At 67.7% G+C, this 14,220-nt stretch carries 12 protein-coding genes; 5 read left to right on the forward strand and 7 right to left on the reverse strand.

What is annotated here, in order from left to right; translation table 11 throughout:
* Positions 1-2: 2 nt before the first annotated feature.
* The gene (kdsA, locus tag ASC70_RS16255) at positions 3-869 is read right to left on the reverse strand and encodes a 3-deoxy-8-phosphooctulonate synthase (RefSeq protein WP_082539750.1); all 867 of its coding nucleotides are present in this window, start codon (positions 867-869) and stop codon (positions 3-5) included.
* A 61-nt stretch (positions 870-930) separates the two neighbouring features.
* Between kdsA and ASC70_RS16260 the strand changes: the two genes are divergently transcribed.
* The 4 genes from ASC70_RS16260 (at position 931) to sseA (ending at position 5,758) form a co-directional block, all read left to right on the forward strand.
* Positions 931-2,382, forward strand: a complete 1,452-nt coding sequence (locus ASC70_RS16260) for a deoxyribodipyrimidine photo-lyase (RefSeq protein WP_056051830.1) — start codon at positions 931-933, stop codon at positions 2,380-2,382.
* Positions 2,383-2,438: 56 nt separating this feature from the next.
* Positions 2,439-3,668: a cyclopropane-fatty-acyl-phospholipid synthase family protein gene (locus ASC70_RS16265; RefSeq protein ID WP_056051833.1), complete on the forward strand. Its 1,230-nt coding sequence runs from the start codon at positions 2,439-2,441 to the stop codon at positions 3,666-3,668.
* A gap of 185 nt (positions 3,669-3,853) precedes the next feature.
* Positions 3,854-4,864 (forward strand): cysteine synthase A, encoded by a 1,011-nt coding sequence (locus tag ASC70_RS16270; RefSeq protein WP_056051836.1) that lies wholly within the window; start codon positions 3,854-3,856, stop codon positions 4,862-4,864.
* A 36-nt stretch (positions 4,865-4,900) separates the two neighbouring features.
* Entirely contained in the window at positions 4,901-5,758 is an 858-nt protein-coding gene (sseA, locus tag ASC70_RS16275; RefSeq protein ID WP_056051838.1) for a 3-mercaptopyruvate sulfurtransferase, read from the forward strand.
* Here sseA and ASC70_RS16280 read toward each other — a convergent pair whose 3' ends face one another.
* On the reverse strand, positions 5,759-6,841 hold the full coding sequence (locus tag ASC70_RS16280) for an amino acid ABC transporter substrate-binding protein (RefSeq protein ID WP_082539751.1): 1,083 nt from the start codon (positions 6,839-6,841) through the stop codon (positions 5,759-5,761).
* 157 nt (positions 6,842-6,998) lie between these two features.
* Here ASC70_RS16280 and metC point away from each other — a divergent pair, with 157 nt between their 5' ends.
* Positions 6,999-8,147 (forward strand): cystathionine beta-lyase, encoded by a 1,149-nt coding sequence (gene metC, locus ASC70_RS16285; protein ID WP_056051841.1) that lies wholly within the window; start codon positions 6,999-7,001, stop codon positions 8,145-8,147.
* On the opposite strand, the gene ASC70_RS16290 is transcribed toward metC, so the two are convergent.
* The 5 genes from ASC70_RS16290 to ASC70_RS16310 form a co-directional block, all read right to left on the reverse strand.
* On the reverse strand, positions 8,144-8,662 hold the full coding sequence (locus ASC70_RS16290; RefSeq protein WP_056051844.1) for a YdeI/OmpD-associated family protein: 519 nt from the start codon (positions 8,660-8,662) through the stop codon (positions 8,144-8,146). The genes metC and ASC70_RS16290 overlap by 4 nt on opposite strands.
* 7 nt (positions 8,663-8,669) lie before the next feature.
* A complete protein-coding gene (locus tag ASC70_RS16295; protein WP_056051847.1) occupies positions 8,670-9,080 on the reverse strand; it encodes a GFA family protein in 411 nt (136 codons plus the stop codon).
* A 68-nt stretch (positions 9,081-9,148) separates the two neighbouring features.
* Positions 9,149-10,684, reverse strand: coding sequence for a hypothetical protein (locus ASC70_RS16300; RefSeq protein ID WP_056051848.1), 1,536 nt, complete (start codon positions 10,682-10,684; stop codon positions 9,149-9,151).
* A gap of 96 nt (positions 10,685-10,780) precedes the next feature.
* A complete protein-coding gene (gene cobA / locus ASC70_RS16305) occupies positions 10,781-11,551 on the reverse strand; it encodes a uroporphyrinogen-III C-methyltransferase (RefSeq protein ID WP_056051852.1) in 771 nt (256 codons plus the stop codon).
* The gene (locus ASC70_RS16310; protein ID WP_056051854.1) at positions 11,541-14,219 is read right to left on the reverse strand and encodes a nitrate reductase; all 2,679 of its coding nucleotides are present in this window, start codon (positions 14,217-14,219) and stop codon (positions 11,541-11,543) included. The genes cobA and ASC70_RS16310 overlap by 11 nt, the downstream gene beginning before the upstream one ends.
* Position 14,220 lies beyond the last annotated feature (1 nt).

The following is a 14,220-nucleotide window of genomic DNA, read 5'->3' on the forward strand; positions in this document are numbered from 1 at the left end:
CGCTAAGCCGCCGCCTTGGTCAGGGCGTCATAGGCCAGCAGGTTGCCGACCAAGGCCTCGAACTGGCTCATCGGCACCATGTTGGGGCCATCCGAGGGCGCGTGGTCCGGGTCGGGATGGGTCTCGATGAAGACGCAGGCCACGCCCACCGCCACGGCCGCGCGGGCCAGGACCGGCACGAACTCGCGCTGGCCGCCCGAAGACGTGCCCTGCCCGCCCGGCTGCTGCACACTATGGGTGGCGTCGAACACCACCGGACAGCCGATCTCCTTCATGATCGGCAGCGAGCGCATGTCGCTGACCAGGGTGTTGTAGCCGAACGATGCGCCGCGCTCGCAAGCCATGACGTTGGGATTGCCCGCGCCCGTCACCTTGGCGATGACGTTCTTCATGTCCCAAGGCGCCAGGAACTGGCCCTTCTTGATGTTGATCGCGCGGCCTGTATGGGCGGCGGCGACCAGCAGGTCGGTCTGGCGGCACAGGAAGGCCGGGATCTGGATGACGTCGACGGCCTCGGCCACGATCGGGCAATGGCTAGTCTCGTGCACGTCGGTCAGGGTGGGCAGGCCGGTCACCTCGCGGATCTCCTGGAAGATCGGCAGGCTGTCGTGCAGGCCGATGCCGCGCTGGGCGTTGGCCGAGGTGCGGTTGGCCTTGTCATACGACGTCTTGTAGATCAGACCGACGCCGAGCCGTTGGGCCATCTCCTTCAGCGCGTGAGCGGTTTCCAGCGCGTGCTGGCGGCTTTCCATCTGGCAGGGGCCGGCGATGATCGACAGCTTTTCGCCGTTGCCGATGCGGACAGGCGCGCCGGTCGGCGTCTTGATCTCGACGAGGGCGTTCGGGGCTACGGCTTGCGGCTGACTCACGGCAACTATTCCAGTCGGTAGGGATTTGAGGCGCCCAAGAGGTGACCCTTCGAGCGGGACGGTGCAAGTGCGGAAAGACCTGGGCGACCATGAGGCGAACCTGGCGCCCGTCATCGTCTGGTTCCGCCAGGACCTGCGCTTAGCCGACAATCCCGCGCTGCGCCATGCCGCCGATGGGGGCCGTCCAGTGATCGCGCTCTACATCCTCGACCAGACGCCCGGCATGCGCGCGGCTGGCGCGGCGTCGCTATGGTGGCTGGACAAGTCGCTGAAGAGCTTGGCCCAGAGCCTTGAGAAGCTTGGCAATAAGCTCGTGTTTCGCAAGGGCGCCGCCGCTGAGGTGCTCGACGAGGTGATCTCCGAGACCGGCGCGACCTGCGTGCTGTGGAATCGCCTCTATGACGCGGCCAGCATCGCGCGAGATAGCGACATCAAGGCTCGACTCAAGGACGCCGGCGTCGATTGCCAGAGCTTCAACGCCGGCCTTCTGAACGAGCCCTGGACTGTCAAGAATGGCTCCGGCCAGCCGTATAAAGTGTTCACGCCCTACTGGCGCGCGGCGCGTGAGCAGTTGGGCCGGATAACCGTAGAATCCATGCCGAAGCCCCTGAAATCCCTAGGCAACCACCCGCACACTGAAAGCCTAGCCGCCTGGGGGCTGCATCCGACCAAACCCGACTGGTCCAAGGGCTTTGATCTCTGGACGCCCGGTGAAGCTGGCGCCCAGGCGCGACTGAACGACTTCCTATCCGGACCCATCGACGGCTATGGCGACAAGCGCGATGTTCCGGGCGTCCAGGCGACCTCAAACCTGTCTCCGCACCTCCATTTTGGCGAGATCGGGCCGCGTCAGGTCTGGCTGGCGGCCCGCAACGCCGCCAACGCTGGCGACGCCCCGGCCGGCGAGGTCGAGAAGTTCCTGTCCGAACTGGGCTGGCGCGAGTTCAACCATTCCATCCTGTTCCACTGGCCCGACCTGCCCCGACAGAACTTCAAGCCCGAGTTCGACGGCTTTCCCTGGGTCAAGGACCCCGCCGCGTTCGAAGCCTGGACGCGCGGCGAAACCGGCTATCCGATCGTCGACGCGGGCATGCGCGAGCTGTGGACCACCGGCTTCATGCACAACCGCGTGCGGATGATCGTCGCCTCGTTCCTGATCAAGCACCTGATGATCGACTGGCGCGAGGGCGAGGCCTGGTTCTGGGACACGCTGGTCGACGCCGACCTCGCCAACAATGTCGGCAACTGGCAGTGGACCGCCGGCAGCGGCGCCGACGCCTCACCCTATTTCCGGATCTTCAATCCTATCGCTCAGGGCGAGAAGTTCGACCCCCGTGGCGTTTACGTCCGGCGCTGGGTTCCGGAACTTCGGCACGTTCCCGACGAACTTATCCACAAGCCGTGGACCTCCCCCTTGCATCTGCCGGAGGAAGCCAAACGTCTCTATGAGCGGCCGATCGTGGACCACGCCCGGGCGCGCGAGCGGGCCTTGGAGGCCTATCGCGGCCTCTAGCTGAGCCGGGGCTTTACGAGCCGGTCGTTAACGGCGTTAATAAACGCGTAACTCGGATGCGAGGCCCTGCCTTGGATACTGCGTTGTGGAACGACCCCGACCTGAAGGCCGCCCCGGCCGCCTTCCGCGCCGCGCTTCGCGTGCTGGCGACCAATTGGGACTTTGGCTCGGTCACCTGGATTCTACCGACGGGCAAGGCCCTGACCGTGAAGGGCGGCCGGGCCGGTCCTGACGTCACCGTCCAGATCAACGACTATCATTTCATCCGCCGAGCCTTCTCGTCGGGCTCCATCGGCTTCGCCGAGGGCTTCATGGCGGGCGAGTGGGAGACGCCGGACCTCTCCGCGGTGCTGGAAGCGTTCTCACTGAACTTCGACAGACTGACACCGTTGCTGACCGGCAATCCGATCATGCGGGTGGTCAATGGCCTGTACCACCTGCTTCATCGCAACAGCCGCGACGGTTCGCGCAAGAACATCCACGCCCACTACGACCTGGGCAACGGCTTCTACTCGCGCTGGCTGGACCCCAGCATGACCTATTCCTCGGCCTTGTATGAGCGGCCCAACCAGCCGTTGTCCGAGGCTCAGCACGCCAAGTACGCGGCCCTGGCCAAGACCATCGACCTTGCGCCCGGCAAGCACGTGCTGGAGATCGGCTGCGGCTGGGGCGGCTTCGCCGAGTTCGCGGCCAAGGAGGTGGGGGCCAAGGTCACCGGCATCACCATCTCCCAGGCCCAGTACGATTTCGCCCGCAAGCGCCTGTTCGAGCAGGGACTTTCCGAAAAAGCCGATATCCAGCTGATCGACTATCGCGACGTCGAAGGCCAGTTCGACGCCGTGGCCTCGATCGAGATGTTCGAGGCGGTCGGCGAGGAATATTGGCCGACCTATTTCGGCAAGATCCATGAGGTGCTGCGCCCCGGCGGCCGCGCCGGCCTGCAGATCATCACCATCCGCGATGAGCTGTTCCCTCGCTATCGCGGCCGCACCGATTTCATCCAGCGCTACATCTTCCCGGGCGGCATGCTGCCCAGCGAGGCGCGGCTGAAGGAAGAGACCGAGCGCGCTGGCTTGGAATGGAGCGATCTCAAGCGCTTCGGCCAGAATTATGCCGACACCCTGGCCGAGTGGGCGCGACGGTTCGAGGCCGCCTGGAGCGACATCCGCAAGGACGGCTTCGACGAGCGGTTCCGGCGGCTGTGGCGGTTCTATCTCAGCTATTGCGAGGCGGGCTTCCGCACCGAACGGACCAATGTCATCCAGCTGGGCTTGAGCCGGAGCTGATGGTGAGCCGCCGGGCTCAGCATCGCGCGACGACGTTTTGTGGATAACCCGCCAAGCCCACGGGCAAGCTCAAGGTTTGTTCGTGAGGCTCACCCGCCTTCAGGAAAACTGGGGTTGCGCCGACGGCCCGCCGCACGATCTACCAGCGGTCCGGAACCGCCCAGAGCCGCCGAAGAAGGCCCGCCATGACCGCCCAGCCCAGCGTCGTCCCGAGTGTCTTGGACGCCATCGGAAACACCCCGCTGATCCGCCTGGCCCGCGCCAGCGAAGCCACGGGCTGTGAGATCCTGGGCAAGGCCGAGTTCATGAACCCGGGCCAGTCGGTCAAGGACCGCGCGGCCCTGGGCATCATCCGCGACGCCGAAGCCAAGGGCTTGCTGAAGCCCGGCGGCCGCATCGTCGAAGGCACCGCCGGCAATACCGGCATCGGTCTGGCGATGGTCGCCTCGGCCCTGGGCTATAAGACCACGATCGTCATCCCCCGCACCCAGAGCCAGGAGAAGAAGGACGCCATCCGCCTGCTGGGCGCGGAACTGGTCGAGGTCGACGCTGTCCCCTACTCCAATCCCGACAACTACGTCCGCTATTCCGGACGCTTGGCCGAGGAGCTCGCCAAGACGGAGCCGAACGGCGCGATCTGGGCCAACCAGTTCGACAACGTCGCCAACCGCGAGGCCCATTACCGCACCACCGGCCCTGAAATCTTCGAGCAGACGGGCGGCAAGGTCGACGGCTTCGTCTGCGCCGTCGGATCGGGCGGCACCTTGTCCGGCGTGGCCGCGGCCCTGCGCGAGCGCAAGCCGTCGGTGAAGATCGGCCTGGCCGACCCCCACGGCGCGGCGCTCTATGCCTGGTACAAGGACGGTGAGCTGAAGTCCGAGGGAACCTCGATCAGCGAGGGCATCGGCCAGGGCCGCGTCACCGCCAACCTGACGGACCTGGTCGTCGACCATCCGTTCCGCGTCGATGACGTCGAAATGCTGGAGGTAATCTACGACCTCGTCCAGTACGAAGGTCTGTGCCTGGGCGGCTCGTCCGGCATCAACATCGCCGGCGCGATCAAGCTGGCCAAGGCGCTGGGGCCCGGCCACACCATCGTGACCATCCTCTGCGACCACGGCTCGCGCTATCAGTCCAAGCTGTTCAATCCCGAGTTCCTCAAGGAAAAGGGCCTGCCGACGCCGCCCTGGATGTAAGGTCGTCGCCGAGTCAGATTCCGAAGAGGCTTGTCCATGAGCACCCCGTCCGATCCGCTGGTCTCCACCGCCTGGCTGGCCGAACACCTGGACGCGCCGGACGTGCGCGTGGTCGACGCCTCGTGGCACATGCCGGCCGCCCAGCGTGACCCCGGCAAGGAATTCCTGGCCGCCCACATCCCGGGCGCGGTGTTCTTCGACATCGACGACATTTCCGACGAGACCTCGGACCTGCCGCACATGATCCCGACGCCGGTGAAGTTCGCCTCGCGGGTCAAGAAGCTCGGCCTGGGCGACGGCTCGCGGATCGTCGTCTATGACAGCATCGGCATTCTGCCGGCTGCCCGCGCCTGGTGGCACTTCCGCACCATGGGCCACGAGGACGTGGTGGTGCTGGACGGCGGCCTGCCCAAGTGGATCGCCGAGGGTCGCCCGATCGAGGACGGCCCCGCCTCGCCCCAGGAGCGCCACTTCACCCCGCGCTACCAGGCCGACATCTATCGCTCGGTCGAGCAGATGCGGAGCATCGTCGAGAGCGGCCGCGAGCAGATCATCGACGCCCGCGCCGCCGGCCGCTTCGAGGGCAAGGATCCCGAGCCCCGCGCCGGCCTGCGCGGCGGCCACATGCCGGGCGCCCGCAACATCCCGCTGTCGGCGATGATCGCGCCGGACGGCACGATGTTGGCGGCCGACAAGCTGAAGACCGTGTTCGAAGCCGCCGGCGTCGATATCAACAGGCCGATCGTCTCGACCTGCGGCTCAGGCATCACCGCCTCGGTCGTGGCCCTGGCCTTGGCGCGCCTGGGCAAGCCGCGCTCGGCGGTCTACGACGGATCGTGGACCGAATGGGGCGGGCTGGCGGATACGCCCGTGGCGACCGGGCCGGCGACCTAGTCAGCGCATCGGCGGCGCGTAAAGCAATCCGGGCTTGGGCGCGTTCCACAGCGCGTTCAGGCCACGATCCAGCTTCAGGGCCGAGCCGCCGCCGATCTCGCGGTCGAAGATCTCGCCGTAGTTGCCGTCTGCCGTGATCGCGCGATAGGCCCAGTCGGCGTCGAGGCTGAGCATGGCGCCATAGCCGCCCTCGCCCAGCAGCCGCCGCGCCTCGGGATCGGCGCCGGTCTTCATGTCCTTGGCGTTGGCGCGAGTGATCCCGTGCTCCTCGGCCAGGATCAGGGCGTACAGGGTCCAGCGGACGATGTCCGTCCAGGCCGGATCGTCCTGGCGCACCAGCGGGCCGAGCGGCTCCTTGGAGATGGCGTCGGGCAGGATCACATGAGCGCCGGGATCGTCCATCACCGACCGCGCCGCGGCCAGGGCCGAGATGTCGGCCGTGAAGGCGTCGCACTGGTCGGCCTGATAGGCCGCGCGGGCCTGGTCCTCGCGATCGAACACCATGGCCGTGTAGGCGATACCGCGCGCCCGGAAGAAGTCCTCCAGGTTCTGGGCCGAGGTGGCGTTGCTCTGGACGCAGATCTTGGCCGTGTTCAGCTCGACGGCGCTGGTCAGGTTCAAGCTGCGACGGACCAGGAAACCCTGGCCATCGAAATATGAGATCGCCGCCATGTCTAGCTGGTCGCCGGCGTCGCGCGAGAAGGTCCACGAGGTGTTGCGCCACAGGACGTCGACCTTGCCGGCGCGCAGGGCCGCGATCCGCTCCTCGTTGCCCAGCGGCACGAAGCGGACCTTGTCGGGCTTGCCCAGCACGGCGGCGGCCACGGCCCGGCAGAAGGCCACATTGAAGCCGCGCCAGCGCCCGCCGTTGTCTTGGAAGGCGAAGCCCGGCAGTTCGGGATTGACCCCGCAGCGCAGCTCTCCTCGCGCCCGGATGGCTTTTAGCGTCGGGCTGGGCGCGGCCGGCTTGATCGCCAGCGGCGCGACGGTCTCGGCGGGCTTCGAATCCGGAGAGGACGAAGGACGATCGCAGCCCGCCAGGACAAGCGCCGCGAAAACAGCCAAGCCGAACCGCACCGACACCGATCGCTCCTTGAACCCCGCGCGGAGGGCGCTAAAGCCTGCCTGAGCAGGCTTTACCTCATAAACTCAGAGCGTGGCACTCGCCAAAACCGCTCACACTTTTTGCTGCCACGCTCTAAACCACAAGCTCTACGCCGCGTCGCCGAAGAGTGCCCCCATGGATGAAGAAACCCGCCTGATCCGCAAGGGCTCCCAACCCACCGGCCTGGCGCGGACCGTCAATCCGCCCATTCAGCGCGGCTCCACGGTGCTGATGCCCAACGCGGCGTCACTGTATGACGACACCCAGATGTCCTACGGTATCACCGGCCTCTCCTCGCCGGCCGCCCTGCAGCAGGCCCTGGCCGAGCTGGAGGGCTCGCCTGACGTCACCCTCTACCCGTCCGGCCTGGCGGCGATCACCGGCGCCATGCTGGCTGTGCTGAAGGCCGGCGACGAGATCCTGGTGGTCGACAGCGCCTACAAGCCCACGCGCCGGTTCTGCGACCGGGTGCTCACCCGCTTCGGCGTCCAGACCACCTACTACGATCCGGCCCTGACGCCCGATGATCTGATGGCCCTGACGACGCCGAGGACCCGGCTGATCCTGCTGGAGGCGCCTGGCTCTCTGACGTTTGAGATGCAGGACGTCCCGGCCATCGCCAAGGCGGCCAACGATCGCGGGATCCTGACGCTGATCGACAACACCTGGGCCGCCGGCCTCTATTTCAAGCCGCTGGCGCATGGGGTGACGATCAGCGTTCAGGCCCTGACGAAGTACGTCGGCGGCCATTCGGACTGCTTCATGGGCTCGGCGACGACGATGGACTCCGTGATCGGCAACCAGCTGGGCGACGCCATGTGGGACATCGGCTGGTCGGTGTCGCCCGACGACGCCTACACGATGCTGAGGGGCCTTCGGACCCTGGCCACCCGCCTGCCGCGCCACCAGGACAACGGTTTGGCCGTCGCCCGCTGGCTGCAGGACCGGCCGGAGGTGTCGCGCGTACTGCACCCCGCCCTGCCCGGCGATCCTGGTCACGCCTTGTGGAAGCGCGATTTCACCGGCGCCTGCGGCCTGTTCGGCGTGGTGCTGAAACCCTGCTCGCAGAGCGCTGTCCACGCCTTCCTCGACAGCTTGGAGCTGTTCGGCCTGGGCTTCTCCTGGGGCGGCTATGAGAGCCTGGCCATTCATTGCGACCCGCAGCTGAAGAACCGCAGCGTTCCGGTGACCCTGGAAGGCCCGCTGCTGCGCTTGCATATCGGCCTCGAGGCGGTCGACGACCTCAAGGCCGACCTCGACCAAGCGTTCGGGAAGCTGGTCTAGACGACCGCGCCGTCCTTCCAGTCGCGCGCCATGAACCGGCCCGGCGCCCCGCTCAGCACCGCCAGGGCCGCCTCGATGTTGCGCATCTTGGCCTCCTCGGACTTGACGCTGGCGAACCGGCGCAGGGCCTCCTTCTGGAGGCTGGGCGTCAGCGCCTCCCAGGCCTTGGCGGCGGCCGGGTCGCGCTTCAGGCCGTCCGAGAACGCCTCGGGCGTCGGATGGGCCGGGCCACCGCGATAGGCCTCGTCGAAGGCGACCTCGACGTCGACCGTATCGCCGACGCCGACCCTAGCCGCCTCGCGGACCTCGCCATGCAGATAGAGGAAGAAGCCGCCGTCGCCCCTCGGCATCATGTTGATGCGCCAGGACTCGGCCGGCGCGCCATTAACCTGGACCCGGACCGGCATCGGCTTGCGCCAGCCTTCGCGCAGGCGCGCGGCCTGCTCGGCGTCGACCGGCACGAACGGGTTGATGCCGTTGATCTCAATCGTGGCCTGGAAGCGAAGGCTGGTCATGGCGATCCTAGAGGTAGCGGACCTCGGCCTCGGTCGGCCGTTCCCACCAGAGATTGTCGCGACCATTGCCGTAGTTGATCGGCGCGGCCGCCAGCTCCTCGGGCGTGACGTTGTCCAACGTCGCGACCTGGATCGAGACGAAGTCGCCGCCCAGCTCGGCGACATGCCCGTGACCGAAGGTGCGCACGCCGCAGGCTGAGCAGAACCGGTGGTGACCGCTCATCGTGCCGAACTGATAGTCGCCCAGGCTGTCCTCGCCCGACAGCAGCCGGAAGGCGTCAGGCTTGATCAGGGTTCCCCAACCCCGAGCCTTGGCGCAGATCGAACAGTTGCAGCGGCTGGTGCCGGCTTCCAGATCGATGTCGGCTTCGTAGCGCACCGCGCCGCAGTGGCAGCTGCCGGTATAGGTCTTCAGCATGGGTCGTCCCTCTCGATATGCGTCTTCGTTGAACGCCGTTCTAAAGGAAGGCTGCTGCCACCCTACTGTCAGTATTGACCCGTCGGCGTATCACCCATGGCGGCCTTGGCGGCCACGTCGGCGAGCGCGGTCCAAGGCGTCTTGCCGATATGCATCATGAAGAATTGGTCGACGGCCAGCCCCTCCCGCGTCACGGCCTGGGTCAGCTCGCTGACCGCCTGGGGCGTCGAAAAGCTTCCATCGCGGCCCCGTTGGAAGGGATCGCTGCCGTACAGCAGACGGTGCTCAGGCAGATAGACCATCATTTGCCGCTCACTGGCCTCCCCGCGCAGGGGATAGAGCTCCAGTCGATTGGGTCCGGCGCCAATCACGGTCTTGCCCGAGACGAAGCGCCAGACCGGCGCTCTGGGCTTCTTGGCCAGCGCATCGGGCTTGCTGGTCCGGGGATCGGCGATCAGTCGCGAGAGCGCCGGCCCGTTCACGTCGACCGCATAGACCGGGATGCCACGCGCGACATATTCGCGGACGCCCGCCAGATGGGGCCACGCATCGGATGTCGAAACGACGGCCTTGATCGGCGCGCCGGGAAACCGTCGCTCGACCTCGGCGATGACCTTGGCCGAATAGCCTGACGAGATCGGCGCCTCCAGCACCACGACACCATCGTCCTGCCGCACCAAGGCGACGTACCAGGCCCCGGGGATCATCACGACGCCCGGCGCCAGTTCTTGAGCCGGGTTGGCGCGCGAGCCAAGTGGGCGCTGTTCCAGGTCCGTCGGATTGACCTTGGGATCGTAGGCCGCGCGGATCTCGGGCGGGATGGTCAGCAAGGTCTGGTCCAGAGGGCCGTCGAACACTTGGCGCTTGATCGCGAACATCGAGTCCGGGAGGCCGTTGACCTCGATGTTCCACTGCATGGGCGTCCGGACACCGCCCTTTCCGAGCCACCAGAAACTCCAATAGGTGCGCATGGTCGCGTCGCCCAGGTAGTTCCAGTAACCCCGGCGCGCCATCGGCCCCGAATAGTCGAAGGCCGTCGGCAGGTGGCTGCCGCCGTTCAGATAGATCGTCACCGGGGCGCCGTCGAACGTGAAGCTCACCACGTCGTGACGAACCGACTGCAGAGTCTTGGTGGGCAGAGCGCGCAGATCCTTGGCGTCCAGAGCGGTCAGCAGCATGCGTTCGGGTGACAGGGCCATCCTCTCCCGCGCATAGACGACGAGGTCCGGCGAACCGGCGCTGCGCCGCTCGCCGGCCGTCTGCATCGCCGCCGCCGCGTCGACCGTCATTCCGCTCGTGGCGGCATAGGCAGGGTAGACCGCCACATTCATGCGCTGGGCGAAGCGTCCTGTCTTCAGGTCGTGGATCTCATGGATCGTCTGGAACTCCGGAATGTATGGCCCCTCCGGGCGTTCAGATTGTTCAAGGAGGTTGCGATAGCCGGAAGCGTCCCATTCCACGGCGCCCAACGCGCGGAGCTGGGCCTCGCCGCCCTGGGCCGCCAAGGCTTGGCGCACCAGATCCATGGCGCGGCGGTCGGCCGCCGAAGCAGCTCCCACCGCCAGGATCAGGGAAAGCACGCCCGCAAAGCCAAAACGCAACATCGACCGCACTCCCTATGCGCTTTTCGGCGCAATGCGCGGGACCTTAGCCGTGAGCGTGGCGATTCCTAGGATGATCTTGCGGCGCGAGGCCCGAATTCAGGCGATCTTTCGCGCCTGATCGACGATCTCGGCCATCGCATGGGCTTGGGCGGCGACCTCGCCGACCACGATCAGCAGCGGGCCGTCGCCGGCCTCGGCCACACGCTCGGCCAGGGTGGCCAGGGTCGCCGTATAGAGCTTGGCGTCCGCGCCGCCGGCCTTTTCCACCGCGACGGCGGGCGTGTTGGCCGGACGGCCGGCTTCGATCATCCGCTGAGCCAGGTCGCCGGCCACATCGCCGCCCATATAGACCGCCAAGGTGGCCTCGGGGTCGGCCGCGGCGCTCCAGTCGCCCGACAGCTTGCCGGCCTCCAGGCGGGCGGTGGTGAAGACCACCCGGCGCGCTTCGCCGCGATGGGTCAGCGGGAAGCCGAACTGGGCCGCGGCGGCGCAGGCGGCGGTGACGCCGGGCACCACTTCGGTCTCGACGCCGAAGCCGTTCAGGAACGCCGCCTCTTCACCGACCCGGCCGAAGATCGACGGGTCGCCGCCCTTCAGCCGCACCACGCGAAGGCCTTTGCGGGCCAGGCGCAGCATCAGGCGGTTGATCTCGTCCTGCTTCATGCTGGGCTTGCCGGCCCGCTTGCCGGTCTGGATGCGCACGCAGCCGGCCGGGGCCAGGGCGATGGCCTCTTCCGAACACAGGGCGTCATAGAGCAGCGCCTGGGCGCTCTCGACGGCGCGGAACGCGCGGACGGTCATCAGGTCCACCGGACCAGGGCCGGCGCCGACCAGCAGCACCTTGCCAAGCTTGCTCTCAACCGACATGGGCGGGCTCCTTAGGAGTAACGGCCAAGGCTTTGATCATTCGTGCGATTTCCGGGCGACAGGATCCGCAGTTGGTCCCCGCGCCCGTGGCCGCGCCGATCGCGTCGGGCGTCTCGGCGCCGGCGACGATGGCGGCGTTCACAACCTTGGCGCCGACCTTCAGGCAGGCGCAGACCATCGGGCCCTTGTCGACCGGCGCGCCAGGCGGACGACCGAACAGCAGGGCCGAGCGGGCCTGGGCGGACAGGGTCTGCTCGGCGAACAGGTCGACCAGCCAATCGCGCGGCGGCAGGCGGCCGGTGGTGGTCATGTAGAAAACCGCGACCAGCTTGCCGGCCTCGATCCAGGCCTCGCGGCGCGCGCCGGTGGCGGCGTCCTCGTAGGCGACGACCTCGCCGTCCAGCTTCTTGGTCAGGGCCTTGCGCAGAGCGTCGCGCTGCCCCTGCTCGCCCCGGCCGGCGAACTCGTGCTGCTGGCAGGCGTCCTGCGGGATGCGGCGCCAGACGAGGTCCAGGCCCGGGGCCATGACGGCGTCGCGGCTCAGGAAGAAGCCCTTCCAGGTTTCGCGATAGGCCCGAACGCGGGCGGGCGTGTGCTTGAACTCCGGCTGGCCTGAGGTCGGGTCGGTGTTCGGCGCGACCAGGGCGTTGGCGCGGCCCGACGGGGCGAAGGCGTCGGTCCAGTGCATCGGCATGAACAGTGAGCCGCGGCGCTGACGGTCGCTGACCTTGGCCACGGCGACGGCCTCGGCCCGCGAGGTCGTCACCCGCGCCAGGGCGCCGTCCTTGAGGCCCAGGGCCTCGGCGTCGTCGGGATGGATCTCGACGTAGGGTTCGGGCGCGTGGCGGCAGAGATCGGGGGCCAGGCCCGTGCGGGTCATCGTGTGCCACTGGTCGCGGATGCGGCCGGTGTTCAGCGACATTGGGTAGGCGTCGCCAGTCGCCTCAGCGGGTCCCTTCGGCTTGACCGGGACCATGCGGGCGCGGCCGTCGGCGGTCTGGAAGCGGCCGTCGACGAACAGACGCGGCGTGCCCCTGCCGTCGGCCTTCACAGGCCACTGGATCGGCAGGAGTTCGTTGTAAGTCTCTGGTGTCAAAGCCGAAAGGCCAGCCAGATTCAGCACACGATCCTGGTTTTCGTAAGCGGTCAGGCGCGCCCATTCGCGGAAGACGCTGGCGTTGTTGGCCCAGCCGAAGCCGCCGAAGCCCATGGCCGTGGCGACATCGGCCATGACCTTCCAGTCGGCCCGCGCATTGCCCGGCGCCGGGAACAGGGCCCGCTGGCGCGAGATGCGGCGTTCGGAATTGGTGACCGTGCCGTCCTTCTCGCCCCAGCCCAGGGCCGGCAACTTGACGTCGGCGAAGGCGGTGGTGTCGGTCTCGACACAGTCGGAGACCACCACGAACGGGCACTTGGCCAGGGCCTCGCGGACCGCGCCGCTGTCGGGCAGGCTGACGGCCGGGTTGGTGGCCATCACCCAGATCGCCTTGATGCGTCCGTCGCGGACCGCCTCGAACATTTCGACGGCCTTCAGGCCCGGCGCGCGGACGGTGTCGGGCGCGCCCCAGAAGCGAGCGACGCGGTCGCGATCGGCCGGGGCGAAGTCCATGTGGCCGGCCAGGGTGTTGGCCATGCCGCCGGTCTCGCGGCCACCCATGGCGTTGGGCTGGCCGGTGATCGAGAACGGGCATGCGCCCGGCTTACCGATCCGGCCCGTGGCCAGGTGGACGTTGATGATGGACAGACCCTTGGCCACGCCCTGGGCCGACTGATTGGCCCCCATCGAGAACAGGCTGACCGTCCGCTCATGGGCGGCGAACAGGTCGTAGAAGGCCTGCAGATCCTCGATCGCCACGCCGCAATCAGCGGCGACCGCCGAGAGCGACTGGTTGTTTTCCGCAAGCGCGGCGACCACTTGCTCGAAATTGTTCACGTGCTCGGCGATGTAGGCGTGATCGATCGCGCCACGCCGGATCATATCCGCCAGCAGGCCATTCCACAGACGCACGTCGCTCTGCGGGGCGATGGCCAGGTGCAGGTCGGCGCCCTCGGCCGTGTCGGTGCGGCGCGGGTCGATGACCACGTGCTTCTGGCCGCGCGCCTTGGCCGCCTCCATGCGACGGAACAGGACGGGGTGGGTCCAGGCGGCGTTGTGACCGCTGAACACCACCAGATCCGCCGCGTCGAGATCCTCGTAGCAGCCCGGCACCAGGTCGGCGCCGAACGCCTGCTTGTGGGCGGCCACGGCCGAGGCCATGCACAGGCGGCTGTTGGTGTCGATATTGCCCGAACCGATGAAGCCCTTCATCAGCTTGTTGGCGACGTAGTAGTCCTCGGTCAGCAGCTGACCCGAGACATAGAACGCCACGCTGTCGCGGCCGTGGCGCGCGATGGTGTCCTTGAAGCGCTTCGCGACCAGGGCCGTCGCCTCATTCCAGGTCGCGCCCCGGCCCGCGATGGTCGGCTCCAGGAGGCGACCTTCCAGGCTCACGGTCGCGCCCAGAGCCGAACCCTTGGAGCACAGGCGGCCCAAGTTGGCGGGGTGAACGGCGTCGCCCGCGATCGACACCGACCGGCCCTCCCCGACCGCGCCCGCCACGCCGCAACCGACGCCGCAATACGCGCAGGTGGTCTTGATCGTCGTCAGCGCTACGGAGCCGTCGGCCATG

Origin of the sequence: Caulobacter sp. Root343 (genome assembly GCF_001425745.1) — a bacterium.
Lineage (GTDB): Bacteria > Pseudomonadota > Alphaproteobacteria > Caulobacterales > Caulobacteraceae > Caulobacter.